We start from the raw sequence: 21,435 nt of genomic DNA, 5'->3' as shown, positions 1-21,435 counted from the left end.
ATCCCCCAACGTCGGGCAAACGTTTCGAAAACGACTACAGCGGGTAAGGCCGACGTAGATTTCTGAGCTGCCTGATACTCAGGAGCCCCAGATGTCCCGTATCACGTTGACGCCTGCCGCCCGTGAAGCGCTGCGCGACGAAGAAGTGGTGTTCTTCGACTGGCACGTGACCGGCCTCTGCTGCGCGGACGCGGGAGAGTTCTCCGTCAGGCCGCTGCGTCGCTCCCGTCTTCCCCGGCAGGCCCGCAGCCTCGGGACCGATCTGGTATACGCCCATCCCACCGCCTGGGTGCATCTCGCCGAGCTTCCCGTGACGATCGACTGCCGTCCGCTCTGGCGCTGGCGGCACTTCACCACCGATCTGCCGCCGGACGCCGGGCTGCGTTGCTGCCTGGGCCGCCCCATCCCTGGGAGGTAACGGGTGAAGCTGCGTTCCATCATCATCTGGACGGCGGTCGCCCTCGTCGGGGCCGCGGGATGGGCGGTGCTCGCCCTGTCCAGAGGAGAGAACGTCAACGCGGTCTGGCTGCTGGCCGCCGCACTCGGTTCGTACGCCATCGCCTACCGTTTCTACGCCCGTTTCATCGTCCGCAAGGTGCTGGGCGCGGACGACCGCAGGGCCACCCCGGCCGAGCGGCTCGACAACGGCATCGACTACCAGCCGACCGACCGGCGCATCCTGTTCGGTCACCACTTCGCCGCCATCGCCGGGGCGGGTCCGCTGGTGGGGCCCGTGCTGGCGGCTCAGATGGGCTACCTTCCCGGCACCATCTGGATCGTCGCCGGCGTGATCTTCGCCGGGGCCGTGCAGGACATGGTGATCCTGTTCTTCTCCATGCGGCGCAACGGCAGGAGCCTCGGCCAGATGGCCCGTGAGGAGATCGGGCCGATCGGCGGGGCCGCGGCGCTCATCGCGGTCTTCGCCATCATGATCATCCTGCTGGCCGTGCTGGCGCTCGTCGTGGTCAACGCCCTGGCCAAGTCGCCGTGGGGCGTCTTCTCCATCGCCATGACCATCCCGATCGCCCTGTTCATGGGCTTCTACCTGCGGGTGATCCGCCCGGGGAAGGTCGTCGAGACCACCGTGATCGGGGTCGCGCTCCTGCTGCTGTCGATCGTGGCCGGCGGCTGGGTGCAGGAGTCGAGCTGGGCGCCGTTCTTCACGCTGAGCCCGTCCGCGCTGGCGCTCTGGCTCATCGCGTACGGGTTCGTCGCCGCGGTGCTGCCCGTGTGGATGCTGCTCGCGCCGCGCGACTATCTGTCGACGTTCATGAAGATCGGCACCATCGTGCTGATCGCGATCGGCATCGCCGTCACGATGCCCGCGCTGAAGACCCCGGCGTTCACGGACTTCGCGTTCAACGGCAAGGGGCCGGTGTTCGCGGGGTCGCTGTTCCCGTTCGTGTTCATCATCATCGCCTGCGGGGCGCTGTCGGGCTTCCACGCGCTGATCTCGTCCGGCACGACCCCCAAGATGATCCAGAAGGAGACCCAGGTCCGGATGATCGGGTACGGCTCCATGCTCATGGAGTCGTTCGTGGCCGTCATGGCCATCACCGCGGCCTGCGTCCTGACTCCCGGGCTCTACTTAGCGATGAACTCCCCGGCCGCGGTCGTCGGGGCCACCGTGCAGAGCGCCTCGCAGGCGGTCGCGAACATGGGCTTCGTGATCACGCCGGAGCAGCTCCAGGCCGCGGCGGCGGCCGTACAGGAGCAGACCCTGATCGCCCGCACCGGCGGCGCGCCCACGCTGGCGGTGGGCATCTCGCAGATCTTCTCCGGGTTCATCGGGGGAGCGGGGTTACAGGCGTTCTGGTACCACTTCGCGATCATGTTCGAGGCGCTGTTCATCCTCACCACGGTCGACGCGGGGACGCGGGTGGGGCGGTTCATGCTGCAGGACACGCTGGGCAACCTGTGGAAGCCGATCGCCAAGGTGAGCTGGTGGCCGGGGCTGGTGGCGGCCAGCGCCGTCGTGGTGGCGGCCTGGGGCTACTTCCTCTACGTGGGCGTCAACGACCCCCTGGGCGGCATCAACCAGCTCTTCCCGCTCTTCGGCATCGCCAACCAGCTGCTCGCCGCGGTGGCGCTCACCGTGGCCACGACGCTGCTGATCAAGAGCGGGCGGCTGAAGTGGGCCTGGGTGACGGGGGTGCCGCTGGCCTGGGACGCCGCCGTCACGCTGACGGCCAGCTACCAGAAGGTGTTCTCCCCCGACCCCACGCTCGGCTTCTTCGCCCAGCGTGACCGCTATCAGGCGGCGCTGGACCAGGGGAAGCTGCTCGCGCCGGCCAAGACCCAGAGCGCGATGGAGCAGATCGTGGTCAACTCCACCGTGGACGGCATCCTGGCGGCGCTGTTCGCGGCCCTGATCATCATCGTGATCCTCGACGCCCTGCGGGTGTGGGTGACCGCGATCAGGACGCGGGAGCCGCTGCCGACCACGGAGGCGCCGTTCGAGGAGTCGAAGATCCTCGCCCCCGCCGGGCTCATCGCGACCCGGGAGGAGCGGGAGGCGATGGCCAAGGCGCCCTCCTAGAAGTCGGTGATGACGCGGCTCAATGTGGCGTTCAGCTCGGCGAGACCGTCCTCGCCGAGCAGGGCCGCCAGGCGGCGCTCGACGCCGTCGATCGCGTCGTAGCCTGCCTTCAGCGCCTCGTCGCCGCGCTCGGTGAACACGATGAGCTTGGCCCGGCGGTCGGCCGGGTCGGGCACCCGGCGTAGGTGGCCCATCTCCTCCAGGTCGTCGACCAGCGCCCCCATTGCCTGCGGGGTCATCTGGGCCTTCTCCGCGAGCCTGCTCAGCCGGATGCCGTCGTGCTCCATGTGAAAGAACACCGCGGAGTGCGCGGGCCGGACGCGGGCGTCGTACGCCCGGCCCGCCTCGAGCACGACGTCCTGGAGTCGCAGGTACGCCTCGTAAAGCAGCGCGACGACATGCGGTGGGTGCGTGGCGGCCAATGCCCCTTCTCCAATTGCTAAGGAAGCCTTATATTAATGACACCTTAGCAAATTGGGGCGTGCGATGAATCAGGAAGAGATCTGGGCTGCCCTCGAGATCGAGCGGCGGAGCCTGGCCGACCTGCTCGGCTCGTTGCCGGTGGCCGACTGGGAGCGGCCTTCGCTCTGTGAGGGCTGGCGGGTCCGCGACGTGGCCGCCCACCTCGCGCTCGCCACCAGGGCGAGCGTCCCGCGGGCGATGGTGGAGTTCGTCCGGGCAGGAGGGAACTTCGACCGCTTCATTCGGGACACGGCGATACGGCACGCCTGGCTGCCGATAGGCGAGATCGTCGGGCAGATACGCGAGTCGGCCACCTCGCACCGCAGGGCGCCGACGACCAAACCGCTGGACCCGCTGTTCGACGTGCTCGTCCACGCCCAGGACATCACCGTGCCACTGGGCCTCGACCGGGCCATGCCGCTCGACGTCGCCCGCGCCTGCGCCACCCACATCTGGGAGCGCGGCTTCCCCTTCTATCCGCAGCGGCGCCTGCACGGGCTCCGGCTCGTGGCAACGGACGTGGACTGGGCGGTCGGCGAAGGGGATGTGGTGGAGGGCCCCGTACGGGCCCTGCTCCTGCTGCTGAGCGGACGGCCGGCCGCGGTGCCCAGCCTGAGAGGGGTGGGCGCGGAGCGCCTATAGGCGGAGCTCGGGCGGGAATCCGGTCCATCTGAGCTCGGGCGGCAGGTGTGCCATGTCGTTGTAGAAGAGCACCGAGGACGGGCGATCCTGCGCGTACCTGATGACAGTCAGGGCGGCGTTGCAGTGGTTGAGGCCGAGCCAGCGCCAGTCCGGGGCGTCCAGCGTGGCGCGGACGAGCCAGCCGATCAGGAAGTTGTGCGTGACGACCAGCTCGTGGCGGGTGCCTTCCACCGGGCCGGTGAACAGCTCTTCGGCCTCGCGGGCGAGCCGCGCGCCGCCGTCCTCCGGGAACTGGCCGACGAAGCCGAGGAGCCGGTCCGCGTGCTGTGGCGGCAGCTCCTCCCTTTTCGGTACGTACGGGACGAAGTCTCCGGCGGCCTCGGAGACCCGCACAGGGACGTCCGGGAGCTGCTCGGCGATCAGGCGGGCGGTCTGGGCGGCCCTGGGGAGCGGGCCGTGGTGGATGGCGGCGAAGGGGACGCCCTTCAGACGTTCGCCGAGCAGCGTGGCCTGGCGGCGGCCGTTCTCCGTCAGACCGCTCTCGTCCGGCGTGGCCTCGCCATGGCGGGTGAGGTAGAGGTAGCGGGTCATCGGGCTCCTTTGTTGACCTCGGATGCACGTCATGGGCATGGTAGGGCGTGGCCAGCGACGAGACGCGCGACGGGATTGCGCTCACCAACCTCGACCAGCCGCTCTTCGACGGGGCGGGGGCGACCAAGCGTGACTTGGTCGACTACCTCGACGCCGTGAGCGACCGCATCGTCCCGGTCCTGCGCGACCGGGCGCTCTCAGTCATCCGAGTGCGTCCCGGGCAGGAGCCGTTCATGCAGAAGAACCTGCCCAAGTACGCCCCCGACTGGGTGAAGTCGGTCTCCGTGTGGGCCGAGGCGTCGCGCAGGCAGGTGACGTACGCGCTCTGCAACGACAGGAAGACGTTGCTCTGGTTCGCCAACCAGCGGGCGGTGGAGTACCACCCGGGTCTGTTCGTGGGCTCCCATCCCACGCACATGGTGCTCGACCTCGACCCGCCCGACGGTAGCGACGCCTTCGAGCTGGCCGTGCGCGGGGCCTTCCTGGTACGCCAGGCGCTGGAGGACGCCGGCCTGGCGGGCGCGGTGAAGACCAGCGGGGCCAAGGGCGTGCACGTGTTCGTGCCCGTGGTGGAGGGGACAGGCGTGGAGGACCTGGCGGCGGCCACCCGCGCGGTGGGCGCCCGCGCGGAGCGGATCGATCCGGCGCTGGCGACCACGGCGTTCATCCGCGAGGACCGCGCGGGCAAGGTGTTCATCGACTCGACCAGGGCGGGCGGGGCCACGGTGGCGGCCGCGTACAGCCCGCGCATACGCCCCGGCGCGCCCGTGTCCTTCCCCGTGGACTGGGAGTCGCTCGACCAGGTAGCGCCCGCCGACTTCACCATTCACACCGCGGCGGAGCTGCTCAAGGACGCCGACCCGTGGGCCGATCTCATGCCCGAGCCGCAACGGCTGCCCGCCGACCTGGTCGAGGAGGGTCACACGATCCCGATCGCCCGCGTACAGGCGATGCACGAGGGCAAACGCCGCGCCCGCGCCCGTCGCGGCGAGTGACCGTACCCCGCCTGCGTGGGCGGCGACTCGCCAGATATGTCCGGATTTTGACGCACGTATGGGCCTTCTCAGTGATTCCTGGGCGGGTTACGTTCGCGTGGCGGCTCGGGGGACTTGCCGCATTCCCATCCAGCAGGGGGATCTTTATGCGCCGAATCGCCATCGCAATGATCACCGCGCTCGCCTTGCCACTCGCCATGGCCGCACCGGCCAACGCCGTCGGCCTGGACGACGTCTTCGCCAAGCTGCTCGTCAAACAGGTCAAGGGCGCGAACGTCAAGAAGCACCTCGAGGCCCTGCAGGCGATCGCCACCGCCAACGGCGGCACCCGCGCCGCAGGCACCTCCGGCTACAACGCCTCCCGCGACTACGTGGCGGGCAAGCTGCGTAAGGCCGGATACAAGGTCACGCTCCAGCCGATCGACTACGTCGAGAGCTGGACCGAGAACTCCCCGCCCACGCTCGCCCTGACCGCGCCCGGCTCGAAGTCGTACGTGCCGAACGAGGACTTCTACTCCTTCCAGCCCTCCCCGGCCGGTGACGTGACCGCGCAGGTCCAGGGCGTGGACCTGACGCTGCCGCCGTCCCCGGCGCCCACCTCGACCAGTGGCTGTGAGGAGTCCGACTTCGCGGGCTTCGTTCCCGGCCGGATCGCGCTCATCCAGCGCGGCACCTGCGCCTTCGCCCAGAAGATCCGCAACGCGGGGCGCGCGGGCGCGTCCGGGATCATCGTGTTCAACGAGGGCCAGGCGGGGCGGACGGAGGCGTTCCCGCTGGACATCGGTGAGTGGCGGGCCGGGGTCCCGATGGTGTTCGCCGACTTCGCCGTCGGCAATGAGCTGGCGGCCACGGCCGGCGCGACCGTCCGGCTCAAGGTCGACTCCAAGCTCGTGCTCGGCACCAATGACAACGTGATCGCGGAGTCCCGCTTCGGTGACCCGCGCAACGTCGTGATGACCGGCGCCCACCTCGACAGCGTCACCGCCGGCCCCGGCATCAACGACGACGGGTCGGGCAGCGCGTCGATCCTGGAGGTCGCCGAGGAGATGGCGCACCTCCCGGTGAAGAACAAGGTCCGCTTCGCCTTCTGGGCCGCCGAGGAGATCGGCCTGCTCGGGTCCGACCAGTACGTCGAGTCCCTGTCGGAGGCGGAGCGCGACCGGATCAGGGTGTACCTGAACTTCGACATGGTGGCCTCGCCGAACTACGCGTACAAGCTTTATGACGGGGACAACTCCGACAACGTCGGCTCCCCGGCAGGGCCGCCCGGATCCGCCGAGATCGAGAAGCAACTCGAGGCCTTCTACGGCTCGCGCCGGCTGCCCACCGTCGGCACCGACTTCGACGGGCGCTCCGACTACGGCCCGTTCATCGCGGTGGGGATCCCGTCGGGTGGGATCTTCACGGGCGCCGAGGGGATCAAGACGGCCGAGGAGGCGGCGCTGTTCGGCGGCACGGCGGGGGTCGCGTACGACGTCTGCTACCACGAGGCGTGCGACACGATCGCCAACATCAACGACACGGCGCTGGACGTGGACGCCGACGCGATCGCGGACTCGATCGCCCGGTACGCCTTCAACCTCCGATCCATTCCATCGAGAACGGCTCCCATGGCGGCGACGCTGACCGCGAAGTCCCCCGGCTGACACGGCCTGGACCTCATATAGCTACGGCGATCCGCCACCCCGACGAGCCCTGCAGATCGCTCGTGCGGAATGCACATCGTACGAGCCCCGCCTGGACATCGACTTCACCCGGCTGCACGACGGTCCGGCCGAGGCGGCCTAACCCGTCCGGCGCCAGGCCGCATACAGCCCTGGTTGATGCCACGGCGTCCACGATCATCTCCACAAGTGCGGTGCCGGGGTGCGGCAGGTGGAGGCGATCGGCGACAGAGCGAGGTTCGGGCGTTCAGCCGAGGTCGGCGGGGTTGATGGCGCCCGCGACGGCTCGGTACCCGGCGTCGTTGAGGTGGAGGTGGTCGCCTGAGTCGTAGGCGGGGTTGAGCCGGTCGGCGTCGGCGGGTGAGGCGGTGACGCGGTCGAGATCCACCACGGCGTCGTACGGGCCGGAGGTGCGGATCCAGGCGTTGATGGCTTCGCGCTTGGCCTCGCTGCGGGCGGTGTAGTAGGCCGATCCCTTGACCGGCATCAAAGTCGCGCCGATCACGGACAGGCCCTTGGCGTGGGCCATCTGGATGAGTTCGCGCAGTCCAGCGATGACCTGGCCGGCGGAGACGTCGGGGTAGGGAGCGAAGATCGGGGAGGGAGATGCCGCCGCCAGTTCGCCGATGCCGATGTCGTTGATGCCGGCCAGGATGATGACGGTGCGCACGCCCGGTTGGCCCAGGACGTCGCGGCGGAAGCGGGCGGCGGCCTTGTCGCCGAACCAGGCGGAGTCGACGGTGACGCGGTTGCCGGCGATGCCTTGGTTCAGCACGGCGCGGGGCGTGCCGGCGGCGGCCAGGCGTTCGGCGAGTTCGTCGGGGTAGCGGTTGTTGGCGTCGGTGCTGCTGCCGGCTCCCTCGGTGAGGGAGTCACCGAATGTGACCACGCCGCCGCGGCGCGCCGTGGGGGTCACATCCACGCCGGCGAGGTAGTACCAGGATTGTGAGGTGTCGGTGAAGGCGGCAGGACCGACGTCGGCCGCGTGATCGCCCGCGGCCCGGTAGGTGGTGGCGAGGGCTTGGGCGTGGTAGGTGGCCGGGCCGGTCGGCCGGTTCACGAAGAACGTGATGGTGACCGAGTCCAGGGCGGCCAGGTGCAGCGGCACCGGGTCGGTGGCGAGGTCGGCCCCGGCCGGGACGGTGAAGGTTCGCTTTCCGTGGACGGTCAGGTGGCGCAGCGATCCCGGTTCGATGGCGGCCCCGCGGGCGGTGCGAGCGAGGGTGGCGCGCTCGATGGTGAGCGGGGTGGTGCCGTAGAGGTTTGACAGGCGGATCCGGGCCGTCTTGCCGCCAGCGCTGATCCGGACGATCTGGCGCATAGTCTGGCGGGTGAAGCCCTGCTGTGACCAGTTGGGGGCGAAGCTGGTGCTGGGGCGCTGTGGCGCGGCGGTCCAGGTCGTGCTCCAGCCGGGTCCGGTGGCGGCTGAGGGTTGCCGGGTGGTGTCCGGAAATGCGGCAGCGGTGCCGGCCAGCAGGGCACAGGCGGTGATGGCCATGACAGTCAGCAGCCGTCGGGTGGCGGATGACATGGTTCTCCCTGGCGATTGGTCAGCCGTTGGCTGCGTCGAAGAAGGCGTAGAGGTGGCGGATGCGCCCGTCGGCGAAGACAGCGACGTCGGAGCCGGTTGCGGCGGGGATGCCGGCCTCGGGGTCGCCGAACCGCCAGAAGAAGCGGGCCTGGTGGTGGTGCACGTCGACCGGGGCGATCAAGCCGAAGCGGAAACCGGGCGGAATGCGCTGCTGCAGGACGGCGAACGCCTCATCCAGCGCCTCGTGTCCTTCAACGGCGATCTCCGGGTCGGTGTAGGTGCAGTCGGGGGTGAGGATCTCCTCGATGGTGGCGCGCCGCCGGGCGGCGTCGGTGTCGTTGATGGCGTCGATGAACCGGTGGATGAGATCGGCGTAGTTCACTGGGTTTCTCCTCGTCAGTGCTGAACGGTGACGACGATCTTGCCGACCTGGGTGTCGGACTCCATGTAGCGGTGGGCCTCGGCGATTTCGGACAGGTCGAAGGCGCGGTCGATCACCGGGGCGAGCGCTCCGGCGCGCAGGCCGTCGGTGATGAAGTCCTCGGCCCGCCGGACCCGCTCCTCATCGGCGAACAGGTGGAAGACGGCGTAGCCGTAGACGTTGATCGGCCACCACATCGGCAGCGGGGTGGGCCGCCCGTCCAGTGAGCCGAAGACGATCAGCATGCCGTCCGGGGCCACGGCCCGCGCCAGCTCGGGCAGGCCAGGACCGGCGACGCCGTCGAAGACCAACCGCGCGCCGCGGTCGCCGGTGAGGGCGTGCACCTGCTTGACCACGTCGCCGTCGTCGGCGGCGATCACCTGCGCGGCGCCCGCGGCCAGCAGCCGATCGGCCTTGGCGCCGGTCCTGGTCACCGCGATGGGGATGGCGCCCAGGTGAGCGGCGATCTGGACGGCGGCCAGGCCGACGCTGCTGGAGGCGGCCGTGATGACCACGGCATCGCCGGGCCCCAGCTGCCCGACTTCGACCAGCGCGCCGTAGGAGGTGAACGCGGGCACCCACAGGGCCGCGCCGGTCACCGCGTCCATGCCCTCCGGGCGGTGGATCAGCCGCTCGGCCGCCACGATGGCCCGGTCGGCGTAGATGCCATGGATGGACATCCCGTCGTCGTTCGGCTTGGCCACGATGCTGACCGCGTCCCCTGCGGCGTAGCCGGTCACGCCGGGTCCGGTGGCCTCCACGACGCCGGCGGCCTCGGTGCCCAGGCGCGAGCCGGGCAGCACCGCGTCGTAGTAGTACCGGCCGGTGCGCAGGAACACCTCGCCCCGGTTGATGCCGAACGCGTCGATGCGCACCCGCACCTCGCCGGGGCCGGGTTCACCGATCTCCACGTCCGCGAGGTAGAGCACCTCGGGACCGCCGAGCTTGTCGAACAGGACTGTCCTGGCTTTCATCATGAACCATTCCCTCTGCAGTACGGGTGTGCGCCGCTCGAAATCAGAGCGGCGTTCAAACTTTGTGCGCCGTACTCTAACGTAGCGGTGTAAGCTGTCAAGCGTGCAAGAGCAGACAGTGGGCCGGCGGGCACGGTTGCGGGCGCAGACCACCGCGGAGATCAAGGCCATCGCGCTCAAGCACCTCAGCGAGGGTGGCCCCGACGCGGTCTCACTGCGGGCGATCGGCCGCGAGATGGGCATGAGTGGCAGCGCCATCTACAGCTACTTCGAGACCCGGGACTCGTTGATCACCACGCTGATCAACGACATCTACACCTCGCTGCTGGACCAGGTGGAGACCGCACGCGACGCCATCGCCCCCGACGCCATCGCCGGCCGCATCCTGGCCTGGGGGCAGGCCGTGCGCGCCTGGTCGCTGGCCAACCCCGAAGGCTTCCGGCTGATCTACGGCGATCCGGTCGCCGGCTACCAGGCGCCGGCCGGGGGCCCGGCCCCCGAGGCCGCCAAACGCGCCTGCCTGGGACTCACCGAACTGGCCGCCGCCGCCTGGCCGTACGCGAAAGCCACCCAGACCTCCACCGGCCACCAGTGGTCGGACTTCTCACCCGGCCTGGTCGACACCGTCCGCGAGCATTTCCCCGACCTGCCCCCTGCCGTCGTCGCCCTGGCTCTGCGCATGTGGGGACGCATGCACGGTCTGATCTCCCTGGAGGTCTACGGCCATCTCGGCACGCAGACCGGCGATCCCGCCAAGCTCTATCACGCCGAACTGCTCGACCTGCTCAGATCCCTGGGGCTCGACGTGGAGCATGCACGCCACCTGGGGACGCCGCGATCCTCGGCCTGAGCTCTCTGGACGATGTGCCACAGGAGGAGATGACGCCCGCTACAGATCACGCTCTATTATCTGTGGCATCGCTGATCGCGACCTGCGGTAACGGATGCGAGCCGCTGCGTGAAGCGGCCCTGTCATCTGTGGCAAGGAGGACGCGGTGCCTGTCGTCCGCTCGCGGCGGGCCGACGTCGAAATCGGCGAGGCCCTGGAGGAACTGTGGGGTGGGGCGGCGGTCAACACCTGGAACGCCCGCCGCGCCGCGATCTTGTCCTGGCTGGCCTGGTGCCGCGAGCGCGGCCACACCACCCCGCCGTGCCCGCCTGGGTCAAACGACTGGCGGCACCCGACAGCCAGACCCCTGCCCGCTCCAAGACCGCGATCGACCGGCTGATCGCCCGCCGCGATGTCGGCGTCCGGGAGGAGACTCTCTACCGGCTCCTGTTCGAGACCGCTGCCCGGGCCGAGGAAATCCTCGCCCTTAACATCGAGGACCTGGACCTGACCGCCCGCCAGGCGCGGGTCAATCCGCAGGTGAGCGGCATGGCGGCGCCTCGAGGGTGGAAGATCCCGAGATGGTGCTCATAGGAACGTAACCCGCCAAAACGGGTTCGCCTAGGCCTGCGAATGGAGGCTCAGGACGGGCCGCAGTGCCGCCAGGACAGCCTCGGGCTGGTCGGCGAAGAAACGGATCGAGGTGGCCTCGGCACGGCCGCCGAACGGGCGCACGAAGGAGATCGGCTCGGTCAGCTCGATCGTCACGTTCGTCTGCGAGGAGACCGCCACGCCTAGCCGCCCGTCCTTGATCGAGACCATGCTGCTCTCGTTGTAGTTGCGGGTTGTCCGTACGGCGGCGATCCGATCGACGGGTACGCGCAGGTCCAAGTACACGCCGTACCGGATGCGCAGCTCGCTCGAGGTGATGACGTGGGGCCTGGTGACGCAGGCGGCGGCCAGCATGACCCCGAACAGCAGCCCGTACACGTCGGCGAAGAGCGCCCCGAAGCGCACCCACGCCGGCACGCCGAGCGCGACCAGCAGCAGATCCACCACCACGGTCTCGACCGCCATCGCGAACAACATCAGCGACAGCATGAACGTCTGCGCCTTCGTGTAGGTCGCGACGACGGCCCCCTCCGGCACGCCATGACGGTGCCGCACCATCCACTGCCCGACGGCAGCCAGGCCTTTCAACTCGAATCCCAGGATCCGCAGTACGGCTCTGACCATCGGGGTCCTCTCTCTCGGCGCGATGACCCCGATTAGAAACGTTGACGTCGCGTCAAGGTCAACCCGGCCTTGGAAGCGGACGTAGCGGGGGCAGCGTAATGCCCCCGCTACGGCGGCTACTTCACGAGGTAGGCGTCGGAGAGGATCTGCTGGACGGAGTTTCCGTCCTTGTCCTTCGCCTCGACCTTGATCGAGATGCTGCCCGGGCCCTTGGGGTTGAGCAAGAGCACCTTGTCGCCGGGCAGCACCGTGGCACGGGCCCAGTGCGCGCCCTTGTCGTCGGAGATCCAGACTCCCCGCAGCGACGGCGACCTGCCGCCCTCGGGCTTGACGGTGAAGGTGAACGGCCTGCCCCCCTGGACTGTGTCGTTCTCCGGCAGCCTGAGCCCGTACTTGAGGCGGATCAGTGGCACCTGGGCGCAGGGCTGCTTGTCATCCCACAGCGCGGCGTCCAGGCAGGCATATGAGGCGCTGTCGCCAGTTGGGCGGGCGGAGTGGAATGTCCAGGTGGTTTCGACGCTGGTGCCGGAGTGCTTGCCGGTGAACGCGTCCTTCCACGAGTCCGTGAGCCGGTACGCGCCGGACCCGGCGGGGACTGTGTAGTAGGGCAGGCCCAGGTCGTCGTACTGCGGCTCGACCTCGGCGGCGCCGCTGAACAGGCGGATCTCCTCGGTCCCCGGCGTGCCCTGGTACATGTGGCTAGGGTCGGAGGCGTCGGAGTAGTAGCCGAAGCCGAGCGTGCTGAGCGCGCGTAGCCGCAGCCGGTCGCCTTGGCGGCAGCCGTCGCAGTAGATGGCCGGGCTGACCCAGTCCGGCAGGTCGGGGCCGGTCGTGAACTGCGCGGGAACGATGGCCTCGTTCCAGTCCTCCCGCTCCTTGGCGGCGCGGGCGAAGCCGCGGGCGGAGGAGGCGAAGCGCGCGCCACCCGTGGCGGGGTCGATGAACGCGTAGTCGCGTTCCCACAGCACGTCCCGGCCGGGCGCGTTGTAGTACTCGGTCCTGGCCGTGGGCCCGGTGAAGCCGTGCGAGCCGCGGACGCTGAAGCGCGGCTGGATCTAGCAGCCCAGCTCTGCGACGTATCCGGCGGTCGCGGTCGGAAACGGCGCGGTGACGGGTCATGCGCCCGGTGCGGCGACGGCGTCGGGTGGCAGGCGACGTGACAGGCGCAGGAGGGCGACGCTCGCCAGCGCGAGCAGGACGGTGAGCACGGCCCACAGCAGCGAGGGCGCGGCACCCAGCAGGGCCGAGAACGTCGCCGGGGCGACGACGGCCCCGATCGCCCAGGTCTGCTGGTGGATCGCCAGATAGCGACCGCGGAGGGCGGGTGGTGCCGTCGCCGCGGCCAGGGCCCACGACGGGGTGGCGTGCATCAGCTCACCCGCGGTGAAGACGAGTGTGGCCGCCACCAGGGCGATGACGCGTGGTGCTCCGGGAGGAAACGCGGCCGCCGCGGCGTACGCGCCGCACGACACGATCAGGACCGCCCCGCCGAGGGCCATGGCGTGCGTACGGCGTGCGGCGCGCTGCCGCCGCCGGACCGCGAGCTGGCCCACCGCCACCAGGATCGTGTTGAGCGTGTACAGCAGGCCCAGCAGCCAGGCGGGGGCGCCGAGCACCGTGACGGCGTACACCGGCAGCGCGACGGGAAGGACCATACACGTCAACGTGAACGCCTGTTCGGCCGCCACCAGCCCGACGAACGGCCGGTCCGCCAGCACCCGCCGGTACCCACCCCGCTCCGGGGGCGCCGGATCCACCGGTGCGCGCCGCCCCGACAGAACCAGACACCCGGTGGCCACGACGAAGCTGGCCGCGTTGACCGACGCGATGATCACGAAGCCGGTTGTGCCGCCCAGCGACACCACCCCCGCCGACAGCAGCCCACCCAGGCCGAACGCGACGTTCCTGGCCGTCGACATCAGCGCGTACAGCCGGTCCCGGTCCGCGCCCGTGGCCAGGACCGAGATGTAGCCGCCGGAGGCGGGATAGTAGGCCCGATCGCCGATCGCGACCAGCGCGGCGACCACGATCAGCCCGGCGAAGCCGTCCACGAACGGGTACGCGGCGAAGCCCAGTCCGCGCAGTACGTACGTGCCCATCAGCACACGCCGTGCGTCGAACCGGTCGATGAGCACGCCGGCCACCGGATTGGCGGCCAGCCCGGCCGCGGCCGCCGCCGTCACCCCCAGCCCGACCACGGTCATGGGCAGGCCGGTGACCGTGTGGATGAACAGCAGGGTGAGCGGGACGTACAGGCCATTGCCCAGGGCGTCCACGAACATCCCGACGAGAAACGGCCGCACGCCCGACTGGCGCTCCGTGGAGACGATCGACATGACGAGGAGTATCGGCACGCGCGGGGCCGTTCCGGATCGGCTGCCGGCCCTAGACGCTCTACGCCGATGGTCCTAGGTCACCCACCCGGCTCAAGTACAACGAGAAGCGCAAAGTGCCAGCCCTCGGCTCCTTCTGGTGGCTAAAGTGAGAATTCCAATATCGGCGGGATATTTCGGGATATCCGCAGCGCGAGGAGCCACGGGGTGAACCACCGCGTGACCGACGAGGCCATGGTCCGAGCCCTCTACCGCGAATACGGCGCCCCCCTGATGGCCTTCGCCGTCCGCCTGACGGGGGGCGATCGGCGCTGGGCCGAGGACGTCGTGCAAGAGACCCTGGTACGCGCCTGGCGCAACATCCACGACCTGCGTACCGAGTCCGGCTCGCTCATGCCCTGGCTGGTGACCGTGGCCCGCCGGGTGGTGATCGACAACCGGCGGCGCTCCGGCTCGCGCCCGCTCGACACCGTCGAGGACGTCCCGGAACGCGCCAACGCCGTGGCGGCGGAGGACGAGCGGCTGCTCCGCGAGATCGTCGTGACGGACGCGATGCTCTCGCTCTCGCCGGCCCACCGCCAGGTGCTCACTGAGACGTTCCTGCTGGATCGCACGGTCCAGGAGGCCGCGGAGATCATCGGCGTGCCGGTGGGCACCGTGAAGTCCCGCGTGTACTACGCCATGCGCGCGTTACGTGTGGCGCTGGAGGAAAGGGGGGTGACGCCGCCATGACAAGTGAGCCGCGTCACGACGAAAGTCACGGGGAAAGGGGGTGACGCGCTCATGACCGAGGTGCGTCACGAGGACGTGGCCGCGTACGCGCTCGGCCTGCTCGGCGAGGAAGAACGCGTCGAGTTCGAACGCCACCTGCACGGCTGTGCCAGCTGCGCGGAGGAGGCCGGGGCGTTCGCGGCGATGGGGGAGCTGATCAAGGGTGTGCACCCGGACGATCTCCTGCCCCAGCCGCAGGACCCTCAGGTCGAATCGCTCCTGGTACGCCGTGCCGCCACCGAGCGCCGTCGCCGGCGGCTGCACCGCACGTTCATGTCCGCCGCCGCCTGCCTCGTCGTCGCGGCCGGCGTGTTCCTCGCGGTCAACTCGATGACCAGCGGCCCGAACCCCGACAGCATCCACAGTCCGGCCGGCGCGCTCCTCATGACCGGCCGCACATACTCCGCCACCGACCCCACCACCGGCGTGTCCGCCCTCGTCGGCCTGGAGGACAAGGGCTGGGGCACCCATGTCGCGCTGCAGCTCAAGGGCGTCAAGGGCCCGCTGCAGTGCCGGCTCATGGCGGTGGGTGACGACGGCCGCTCCGAGGCGGTGGCGAGCTGGGGCGTCCCCGCCAAGGGGTACGGCGTGCCCGGCTCTCCCGACCCCCTGGTGCTGCACGGCGGCACCAGCCTCCCGCAGTCCGAGCTGAACCACTTCACGATCGAGACCTCCGACGGCCGCACCCTGGCCACGGTCCAAGTATGAGATCAGAGAGCCGATAAGCTCGCCCGCAGCTCGCTGACCTGCCGCGGCTCCGCGATCCCGTCCCAGGGGGCGAGCGCCGCCAGCCCCGCCGCCCGGTGCTCCGCGGCCCGTTCGGGCCGCAGCCGGGCCAGGTGGAGGTGGGTCAGCGCCATGCTCACCCCCGCCGGGGGCAGCCGCGGCTCCGCCTCCTCCAGCAGCGCCACCACCTCATCCGGCTGGTGATCGGGCTCGTCCAGCAGCGCCCCGGCCCGCTGCACGAGGCAGCGGGCCCGCCCGACCTCGTCCGCGGTCTCCGCGTAGAGCCGCTCGGCCTCCTTGAGATGGGACTTCGCGTCGAAGGACAGCCCCAGGTAGTGATGCGCGAGCGCGAGCAGCTCCTGCGCGTGCGCCGCTGCGCTGGGGTCCGAGGCCCGCCCCGCCAGGTCCAGCGACTCGAACAGCACGGCGCGGGCGTCGGCGTACAGGCGGTGCGCCTCGGGGCCGCGCCTGTCGTGGTCGAGCGTCTGCCCCTTGCGCAGGAGCAGCGCGGCCACGTTCGTCAGCCGGAGTGAGTGTCCCGCGAGGTCGCCGCCGGACAGCGCCTGCCCGTAGAGTACGAGCGCCGACTCGACGGCGGTGAACTCGTCGCCGCCGGCCAGCAGGATGGCCGCGTGCTGCAGATGGAGCTCAGCAGGCCACGTGACGCGCAGCGCGGCCGCCTGATTGAAGTGCTGGCGCGCCTTTTGCGGGTCTCCCCAGGTGAGCAGGATCGCGCACTGCCGCAGCTCGGCCGTTGCCTGAACATGCTCGTCGCGCAGCGCCTTGGCCGCCTTGGCGAGCGCCTCCGCTGCCCGCAGCCGGTCCTCGTGCCGCTGCTCGAGCCGGAACCACGTCTCCAGCCCGTCCGCGATCCGCGCCAGCGCCCGCGCGGTCTTGGGTACGGGGTTCCCGAGCGCCAGCACCTGCAGCAGGACCCTGTCCTCGATCGCGAACCAGGCGCGGGCCTCGTCACGGGGCAGCAGGGCGGCGAACGAGTCGGCCTGGTCGGCGAAGTGCTCGACCAGGCGCCGCCAGGCCGCGGCCTCCAGCGGCGTGCCGCCGCCGCGGAAGGCGCCGGCCACCCTGACGCGCGTCATCCGTACCGTCTCCACGAGGCCCAGGTCGGCCAGCTCCCGGATCGTGTCCTCGGCGGAGGGCACGCCGAGCAGCGCGGCGGCCGCCAGGTGGTCCACCTCGGCGATCGGCAGGCCCGCCAGCAGGACGAACAGCTGCTTGGCCATCGGCCTGAGCTGCGTGACGCTCCGCTCGAGCACGAAGTCGAGCATCTTGTCGACGGGCACGCTCCGCAGGTCGTCGACCAGGGACTGGAGGGTGACCTTCGGGTTGCGGGCCAGCCAGCGGCCGATCCTGACGATCTCCAGCGGGCTGCCGAGGCAGGCGTCCACCAGCAGCCCCAGCGCCTTCGGGTCGTGGTTGACGCGCGCGTCGCCGACGTGGCGGGCCAGCAGCCGCCGCCCGTCCTCCGGGGCGAGCGGGCCGAGCCGGATCGGCTGGATGTGCTGAGGCAGCTCGTCGGTGAACGTCCCCGCCACCACGATGCGCGCGCCCGGCACGCTGAGAGGCAGCCAGGCGATCTGGCTCCACGTGCTGACGTTGTCGAGCAGGAGCACCCGGTCCGTGCCGGTGAGCGCGTTGATCACCTGCGCGGTCGCGTCCTGCGGCTCCTGGATGGCACCGGGCGGCAGGCCGAGAGTACGGAGCACGCGCTGGGCCACGCTCAGCGGCGTCTCCGGATCCTCCCTGTCAGGCCCGCGGAGGTCGGCGTAGCGCTGCTTGCGGATGTCGGCAGTCAGCCCCCACGCGGCCAGGATCGCCACCGCGGACGTGCCCATCCCCATCGCGCCCTGCACGACGACGATCCCGTGCTCCTGCGCCCGCTCCTTGACCTGCTGGATCTCGGCGTCCCTGCCGACGGGTCCGTCGATCTCGCCGGGGAACGACTGGCGTGGGGAGATCGGCGGGGGCGGGGTCTTGCGGCGGCGTACGAGGTGGGTGAGCCAGCCCGCCGCGACCGGCAGGGAAAGGACCAGGACGACGATCAGCCAGGGCGGGAGCCACTCCGCCACCCGCTCGATCAGCTTCTCCTGCAGCAGCAGGACCGTGCCGCCGACCGTCACCAGGCCGCCCAACCCCAGCTCGGGCAGGTGCGCCCCGGCCTGCTGGGAGAGTTGGGACAGACGGAAGTGCAGGCGGTCCTTTCGCGAGATATCCGTCATCGGCGCACCCCTCGCGTCAGCCCCCGGTACAGCCAGCGCGCGGTGGCGATGACCACCAGTACGGGCACCGCGGTCGCGATCAGCGACTCCGCGGCCAGCTCGCTCGCGGCGCTCATGAAGTGGCGCGACTGCTCCAGCAGGATCAGCTGCAGGTGGTCGCCCGCCGGCCAGTTGAGCAGCAGCCCGACGACCGTGTCGTTCCACACCAGGACGAACGCCAGGACCCCGGCCAGCACCACGGCCGGGCGCGCCTCGCGTACGACGTGGAACAGCTCCCAGCGGTCGCGTGCCAGCATGGGCGCAGGCACGCGGACGAACGCGTTGTGCAGCACGAGCACCGCCAGCGGGATCACCAGGGCCGCGTGCACGATGGCCAGCGCGGGAGCGGTGCCGACGACCGGGTTGAGCCACCGCTGCAGCGGTACCGCGAACGCCTGCGGCGGCAGCACGGCCAGGGCCACCGCCACCAGCAGCACCGGCCGCCAGGCGCGGCGCGGCAGCAGGTGCTCGTGAGCCAGCACGTACGCGGCCGGCACGGCTGCCAGCAGCACCAGGCACACGACCACGAAGGCCCGCAGGAACGTGGTGCCGAGCGCCCCGACGAATCCACCGTCGGCCAGCGCCTCCGCGTACGAGCCCAGCGTCCAGGGACCGCCGTTCCACCACCCGGACAGCGCCGTGGCGACCGGATCGCGCAGCGAGGTCAGCACGAGCACCGCGAACGGCAGCACCCACAGCACCGACACCGCCACGCACGGTACCCACACCCGCCAGCCCTTGCGCGCAGGTGCGGCGGTCACCGGCTCGGCCCAGCTCACCCGCCCGCGCAGCCCGGACAGCGCGGGCACCGCCATCACGGCCACGAGGACCGACAGCCCCACGGAGAGCGCGGAGGCCCGCGTGTCGCCCAGGTCGCCGTGGTGCCGCCACCAGAACAGCCCGCCGCCCTCGATCTCGGCCTGCATCGACCCGGGCGCGCCCATCAGCACGACGTCGAACACCCGGGCCGCCGCGACCAGCGCGAAGAGGTACGCCAGCGCGGCCGGCCCGGCGAGCGCGGGCAGCACGACTGACCAGAGCCTGCGCCGCCGCCCCACGCCGAACGCCCTGGCCATCCGGAGCAGGTTGGTCGGCATCCGGGCCAGCGCCTCGTGGAAGACCAGGAACGCGACCCCCGCCCACTGCCAGATCAGCGCCAGCCCGAACACCAGCCAGATCCACACGGGGCCGAGGAAGGCCACCTCCGTGCCGAAGAGCGCGTTGACCAGGCCACGCTGCGGGTTGGTGTCGAACATCAGCCGGAAGATCGCGCCGGTGGTGAGCGGGGAGACGGCGGCCGGCAGCACCAGCAGGAAGCGCAGCACGCCGCCGAGCACCGGGCCCGCGTTCCTGGCCAGCCAGGCCAGGCCGAGCCCCACGGCGCATACGACCACGGCCAGCACCAGCCACACGAACGAGTTGCCGAGCGCCTGGAGCACCTTGCCGTCGAACAGCACGTCGTACGCGCCGAGCCCGTGGGAGAGGCTGAGCACCACCGTCGCGCAGAGCGGGACCAGGATGACGCCCGTCGACAGCAGGACCGCGAGCAGGAGGTAGAGCGACGCGCGCCAGCGGCTAATCCCGTGCCTGACCACCGGGATCCTGGCGTCGTGATGCGACGCCACCTCGAACATGAAGGCGTTCACAGGGCACCGTCCCTGCTGCCGGCGACGAGCTTGTCATGGGCCGTGACGGCTGCGGTGGCCGGATCGACCCCGTTGACGGTGACGTCCGTGAACAGCTCGGTGAGCACCCGCCACAGCCCGCGCCCGTCGCCGCCCTCCAGCCCGCCGATGAGCCGGTCGGACAGGTCGTATTGGAGGTTCGCGCCGGACTCCAACTCGTCAGGGAACGGGGTCAGGAAACCGCCGTCCTGCACCCAGCGGGTCAGCGCGCCGGGTTGCGTGCGCGGGTCGGTCAGCCAGTTGACGAAGTTGACCGCCTTCTCGGCGCCGTCGTTCATCGCCACCGCCACGTCACCGCCGACGACCAGCGGGCGCGGGTTCCCCGCGTAGGCCGGGAACCGGAAGGACGCCGCGACGCCCTCGCCGGCGTAACGCTTGATGACCGGCAGAGCGAAGTCGGGCGCGGCCACCAGATCGGCGGTGCGGTAGACGAACACGTCGAGTATCGAGTCGTGGAACTGCATGGTGAGCGCGCGCCTGCCCTGCTCGGGGGTGAACGCCTGATGCCAGATCTCGCCGAGCAGCGCCAGCGCCTCCGTGATCTCCGGCGCGCGCCACTCGTCGGGACTGTCCAGTGAGGGATACAGCCTCCGGTACACCGCGGGGGCGTAGGCCAGCAGCACGTTCTCGAGCCAGTCGCTGAGCACCCATCCGTCGGCCGCGCCGATCGCCAGCCGGGTGGGCCGCCAGTCGGCCAGGTTCGCGGGCTGGGTGGCCTGCCCGGTCCGGTACCAGATGAGCGACTTGTTCGCGATCTTGAACCAGGCCCCGAGCTGCCCGCCGCTGCCGGACGGTGTCACGAGTCCGCGCCAGAACTCCGGCTGGCCGGATCTGCCACTCAGCGGCCTGACACGGCGCTGGATCAACGGATCGAAGAGCAGGCCCAGCCGGGGGATCACGGCCACGTCGGGGAGGACCTCCTGCGCCGGCCCGCGCAGCAGGGCGCCGATGTTGTCGCCCGCCGAATAGACGCTGACGGACCCGTACCCGTTGACCACCTCGTGGAAGCGCCTCAGCTCCTCGCCGCTCCACACCACCGCCACCTGCAGGGGCCGCTCGCGGGCGCAGCCGGTCAGCGCCGCCGCCGGGATCGCGGCAAGGAACGCTCTACGGCTCAGGGACATCGGCGATCTCCCAGAAACGCGAAGGGGAAGTAAGGCTGGCCACCCTGGTCCTGTCATCGGCGACGACCAGCACGGCCAGGCTGGGATTGGTGCGCAGCGCCGCGCTCACGGCCGCGTGGCAGGGCCCGTACCCCGTGCGGTCCTCGACCACCACCACCCGTATCGGCAGCAGCCGAGCGCGGGCCACCGCGATGTCCAGCCGCTCGTCGTGGGCCAGCTCGTGCGGTCTGGACCGCAGGAAACCCTCGATCTTTGCTTGCTTGGCCATGTACGCGACCGAGCCGCGGGTGAGCGAGACGGCGGCGAACGAGAGGTTCTGCTCCACGGTCAGGTGCGGCAGCAGCCCCGCTCCGGCCGGGACGAGCCCGATCTTGCGATCGACCGGCAGCCGCATGGTGACCTCCTCGCCGCCGACCCGGATCAGGCCGTCGTCCGGCATCTCCAGGCCGAGCAGGATGTCGGTGAACGTGTCCGCCTCGGCGCAGTCGGCGGCCACCACCACGGCGGTGCTCCCTGAGTCGACGGTCAGGGGGCCGGGCGGGAGCCCGCGGCGAGTCCCACGCGTCTCCCAGGTGAGGCCGGAGAGCTCAAGAAGTGGCACGTCCACAACCGCCGTCGAGTCGGATGTCCTCCGCA

At 70.6% G+C, this 21,435-nt stretch carries 21 protein-coding genes; 9 read left to right on the top strand and 12 right to left on the bottom strand.

What is annotated here, in order from left to right:
• The first annotated feature begins 91 nt into the window (after nt 1-91).
• Together AB0J09_RS06065 and AB0J09_RS06060 are read left to right on the top strand one after the other, a co-directional pair.
• A complete protein-coding gene (locus AB0J09_RS06065; protein ID WP_360685879.1) occupies nt 92-418 on the top strand; it encodes a hypothetical protein in 327 nt (108 codons plus the stop codon).
• A 3-nt stretch (nt 419-421) separates the two neighbouring features.
• Nucleotides 422-2,539, top strand: coding sequence for a carbon starvation CstA family protein (locus AB0J09_RS06060; protein WP_360685876.1), 2,118 nt, complete (start codon nt 422-424; stop codon nt 2,537-2,539).
• Here AB0J09_RS06060 and AB0J09_RS06055 read toward each other — a convergent pair.
• Nucleotides 2,536-2,961 (bottom strand): MarR family transcriptional regulator, encoded by a 426-nt coding sequence (locus tag AB0J09_RS06055; protein WP_360685873.1) that lies wholly within the window; start codon nt 2,959-2,961, stop codon nt 2,536-2,538. The two genes, AB0J09_RS06060 and AB0J09_RS06055, sit on opposite strands and share 4 nt — an antisense overlap.
• Nucleotides 2,962-3,025: 64 nt before the next feature.
• On the opposite strand from AB0J09_RS06055, the gene AB0J09_RS06050 reads away from it, so the two are divergent.
• Nucleotides 3,026-3,643, top strand: coding sequence for a maleylpyruvate isomerase family mycothiol-dependent enzyme (locus AB0J09_RS06050; RefSeq protein WP_360685870.1), 618 nt, complete (start codon nt 3,026-3,028; stop codon nt 3,641-3,643).
• Here AB0J09_RS06050 and AB0J09_RS06045 read toward each other — a convergent pair.
• The gene (locus tag AB0J09_RS06045; RefSeq protein ID WP_360685867.1) at nt 3,638-4,234 is read right to left on the bottom strand and encodes a histidine phosphatase family protein; all 597 of its coding nucleotides are present in this window, start codon (nt 4,232-4,234) and stop codon (nt 3,638-3,640) included. The two genes, AB0J09_RS06050 and AB0J09_RS06045, sit on opposite strands and share 6 nt — an antisense overlap.
• Nucleotides 4,235-4,281: 47 nt before the next feature.
• On the opposite strand from AB0J09_RS06045, the gene AB0J09_RS06040 reads away from it, so the two are divergent.
• Nucleotides 4,282-5,229, top strand: coding sequence for an ATP-dependent DNA ligase (locus AB0J09_RS06040; protein ID WP_360685864.1), 948 nt, complete (start codon nt 4,282-4,284; stop codon nt 5,227-5,229).
• 146 nt (nt 5,230-5,375) lie between these two features.
• Nucleotides 5,376-6,875 carry a M20/M25/M40 family metallo-hydrolase gene (locus tag AB0J09_RS06035; protein ID WP_360685861.1) on the top strand — a complete coding sequence of 500 codons (1,500 nt, stop codon included), beginning with the start codon at nt 5,376-5,378 and terminating at the stop codon, nt 6,873-6,875.
• 265 nt (nt 6,876-7,140) lie between these two features.
• Here the strand turns inward: AB0J09_RS06035 and AB0J09_RS06030 are convergent, their stop codons facing one another.
• From AB0J09_RS06030 to AB0J09_RS06020, 3 genes are read right to left on the bottom strand one after another with little or no spacing between them, the layout of a single operon-like run.
• Nucleotides 7,141-8,424, bottom strand: coding sequence for an SGNH/GDSL hydrolase family protein (locus AB0J09_RS06030; RefSeq protein ID WP_360685858.1), 1,284 nt, complete (start codon nt 8,422-8,424; stop codon nt 7,141-7,143).
• Nucleotides 8,425-8,443: 19 nt separating this feature from the next.
• Nucleotides 8,444-8,806, bottom strand: coding sequence for a nuclear transport factor 2 family protein (locus tag AB0J09_RS06025; RefSeq protein WP_360685855.1), 363 nt, complete (start codon nt 8,804-8,806; stop codon nt 8,444-8,446).
• Between the two features lie 14 nt (nt 8,807-8,820).
• The gene (locus AB0J09_RS06020) at nt 8,821-9,822 is read right to left on the bottom strand and encodes a zinc-dependent alcohol dehydrogenase family protein (protein WP_360685852.1); all 1,002 of its coding nucleotides are present in this window, start codon (nt 9,820-9,822) and stop codon (nt 8,821-8,823) included.
• Between the two features lie 100 nt (nt 9,823-9,922).
• Here AB0J09_RS06020 and AB0J09_RS06015 point away from each other — a divergent pair, with 100 nt between their 5' ends.
• Both AB0J09_RS06015 and AB0J09_RS06010 read left to right on the top strand, forming a co-directional pair.
• Entirely contained in the window at nt 9,923-10,669 is a 747-nt protein-coding gene (locus AB0J09_RS06015) for a TetR/AcrR family transcriptional regulator (protein WP_360685849.1), read from the top strand.
• A gap of 300 nt (nt 10,670-10,969) precedes the next feature.
• Nucleotides 10,970-11,242 carry a hypothetical protein gene (locus AB0J09_RS06010; RefSeq protein WP_360685846.1) on the top strand — a complete coding sequence of 91 codons (273 nt, stop codon included), beginning with the start codon at nt 10,970-10,972 and terminating at the stop codon, nt 11,240-11,242.
• A gap of 27 nt (nt 11,243-11,269) precedes the next feature.
• Here the strand turns inward: AB0J09_RS06010 and AB0J09_RS06005 are convergent, their stop codons facing one another.
• The 3 genes from AB0J09_RS06005 to AB0J09_RS05995 form a co-directional block, all read right to left on the bottom strand.
• Complete coding sequence (locus AB0J09_RS06005) at nt 11,270-11,884, bottom strand: hypothetical protein (protein WP_360685843.1); 615 nt, start codon at nt 11,882-11,884, stop codon at nt 11,270-11,272.
• Between the two features lie 116 nt (nt 11,885-12,000).
• Complete coding sequence (locus AB0J09_RS06000) at nt 12,001-12,852, bottom strand: hypothetical protein (protein WP_360685840.1); 852 nt, start codon at nt 12,850-12,852, stop codon at nt 12,001-12,003.
• A gap of 147 nt (nt 12,853-12,999) precedes the next feature.
• A complete protein-coding gene (locus tag AB0J09_RS05995; RefSeq protein WP_360685837.1) occupies nt 13,000-14,220 on the bottom strand; it encodes an MFS transporter in 1,221 nt (406 codons plus the stop codon).
• A gap of 231 nt (nt 14,221-14,451) precedes the next feature.
• On the opposite strand from AB0J09_RS05995, the gene AB0J09_RS05990 reads away from it, so the two are divergent.
• Nucleotides 14,452-14,949, top strand: a complete 498-nt coding sequence (locus AB0J09_RS05990; RefSeq protein ID WP_360685891.1) for a sigma-70 family RNA polymerase sigma factor — start codon at nt 14,452-14,454, stop codon at nt 14,947-14,949.
• 51 nt (nt 14,950-15,000) lie between these two features.
• The gene (locus tag AB0J09_RS05985; RefSeq protein ID WP_360685834.1) at nt 15,001-15,696 is read left to right on the top strand and encodes a zf-HC2 domain-containing protein; all 696 of its coding nucleotides are present in this window, start codon (nt 15,001-15,003) and stop codon (nt 15,694-15,696) included.
• 2 nt (nt 15,697-15,698) lie between these two features.
• Here AB0J09_RS05985 and AB0J09_RS05980 read toward each other — a convergent pair whose 3' ends face one another.
• The 4 genes from AB0J09_RS05980 to AB0J09_RS05965 are packed head-to-tail and all read right to left on the bottom strand — an operon-like array spanning nt 15,699 to nt 21,400.
• Nucleotides 15,699-17,951, bottom strand: a complete 2,253-nt coding sequence (locus AB0J09_RS05980) for a hypothetical protein (RefSeq protein ID WP_360685831.1) — start codon at nt 17,949-17,951, stop codon at nt 15,699-15,701.
• Nucleotides 17,948-19,636 (bottom strand): ABC transporter permease subunit, encoded by a 1,689-nt coding sequence (locus AB0J09_RS05975; RefSeq protein ID WP_360685828.1) that lies wholly within the window; start codon nt 19,634-19,636, stop codon nt 17,948-17,950. The genes AB0J09_RS05980 and AB0J09_RS05975 overlap by 4 nt, the downstream gene beginning before the upstream one ends.
• Nucleotides 19,633-20,799, bottom strand: a complete 1,167-nt coding sequence (locus AB0J09_RS05970) for a hypothetical protein (RefSeq protein ID WP_360685825.1) — start codon at nt 20,797-20,799, stop codon at nt 19,633-19,635. The genes AB0J09_RS05975 and AB0J09_RS05970 overlap by 4 nt, the downstream gene beginning before the upstream one ends.
• A complete protein-coding gene (locus AB0J09_RS05965) occupies nt 20,783-21,400 on the bottom strand; it encodes an ATP-binding cassette domain-containing protein (protein WP_360685822.1) in 618 nt (205 codons plus the stop codon). The genes AB0J09_RS05970 and AB0J09_RS05965 overlap by 17 nt, the downstream gene beginning before the upstream one ends.
• Nucleotides 21,401-21,435 lie beyond the last annotated feature (35 nt).

It is taken from the genome of Nonomuraea sp. NPDC049784 (genome assembly GCF_040659615.1).
Lineage (GTDB): Bacteria > Actinomycetota > Actinomycetes > Streptosporangiales > Streptosporangiaceae > Nonomuraea.
The sequence above is the reverse complement of the archived record's forward strand: the minus strand, read 5'-3'. Positions and strand labels throughout refer to the sequence as shown.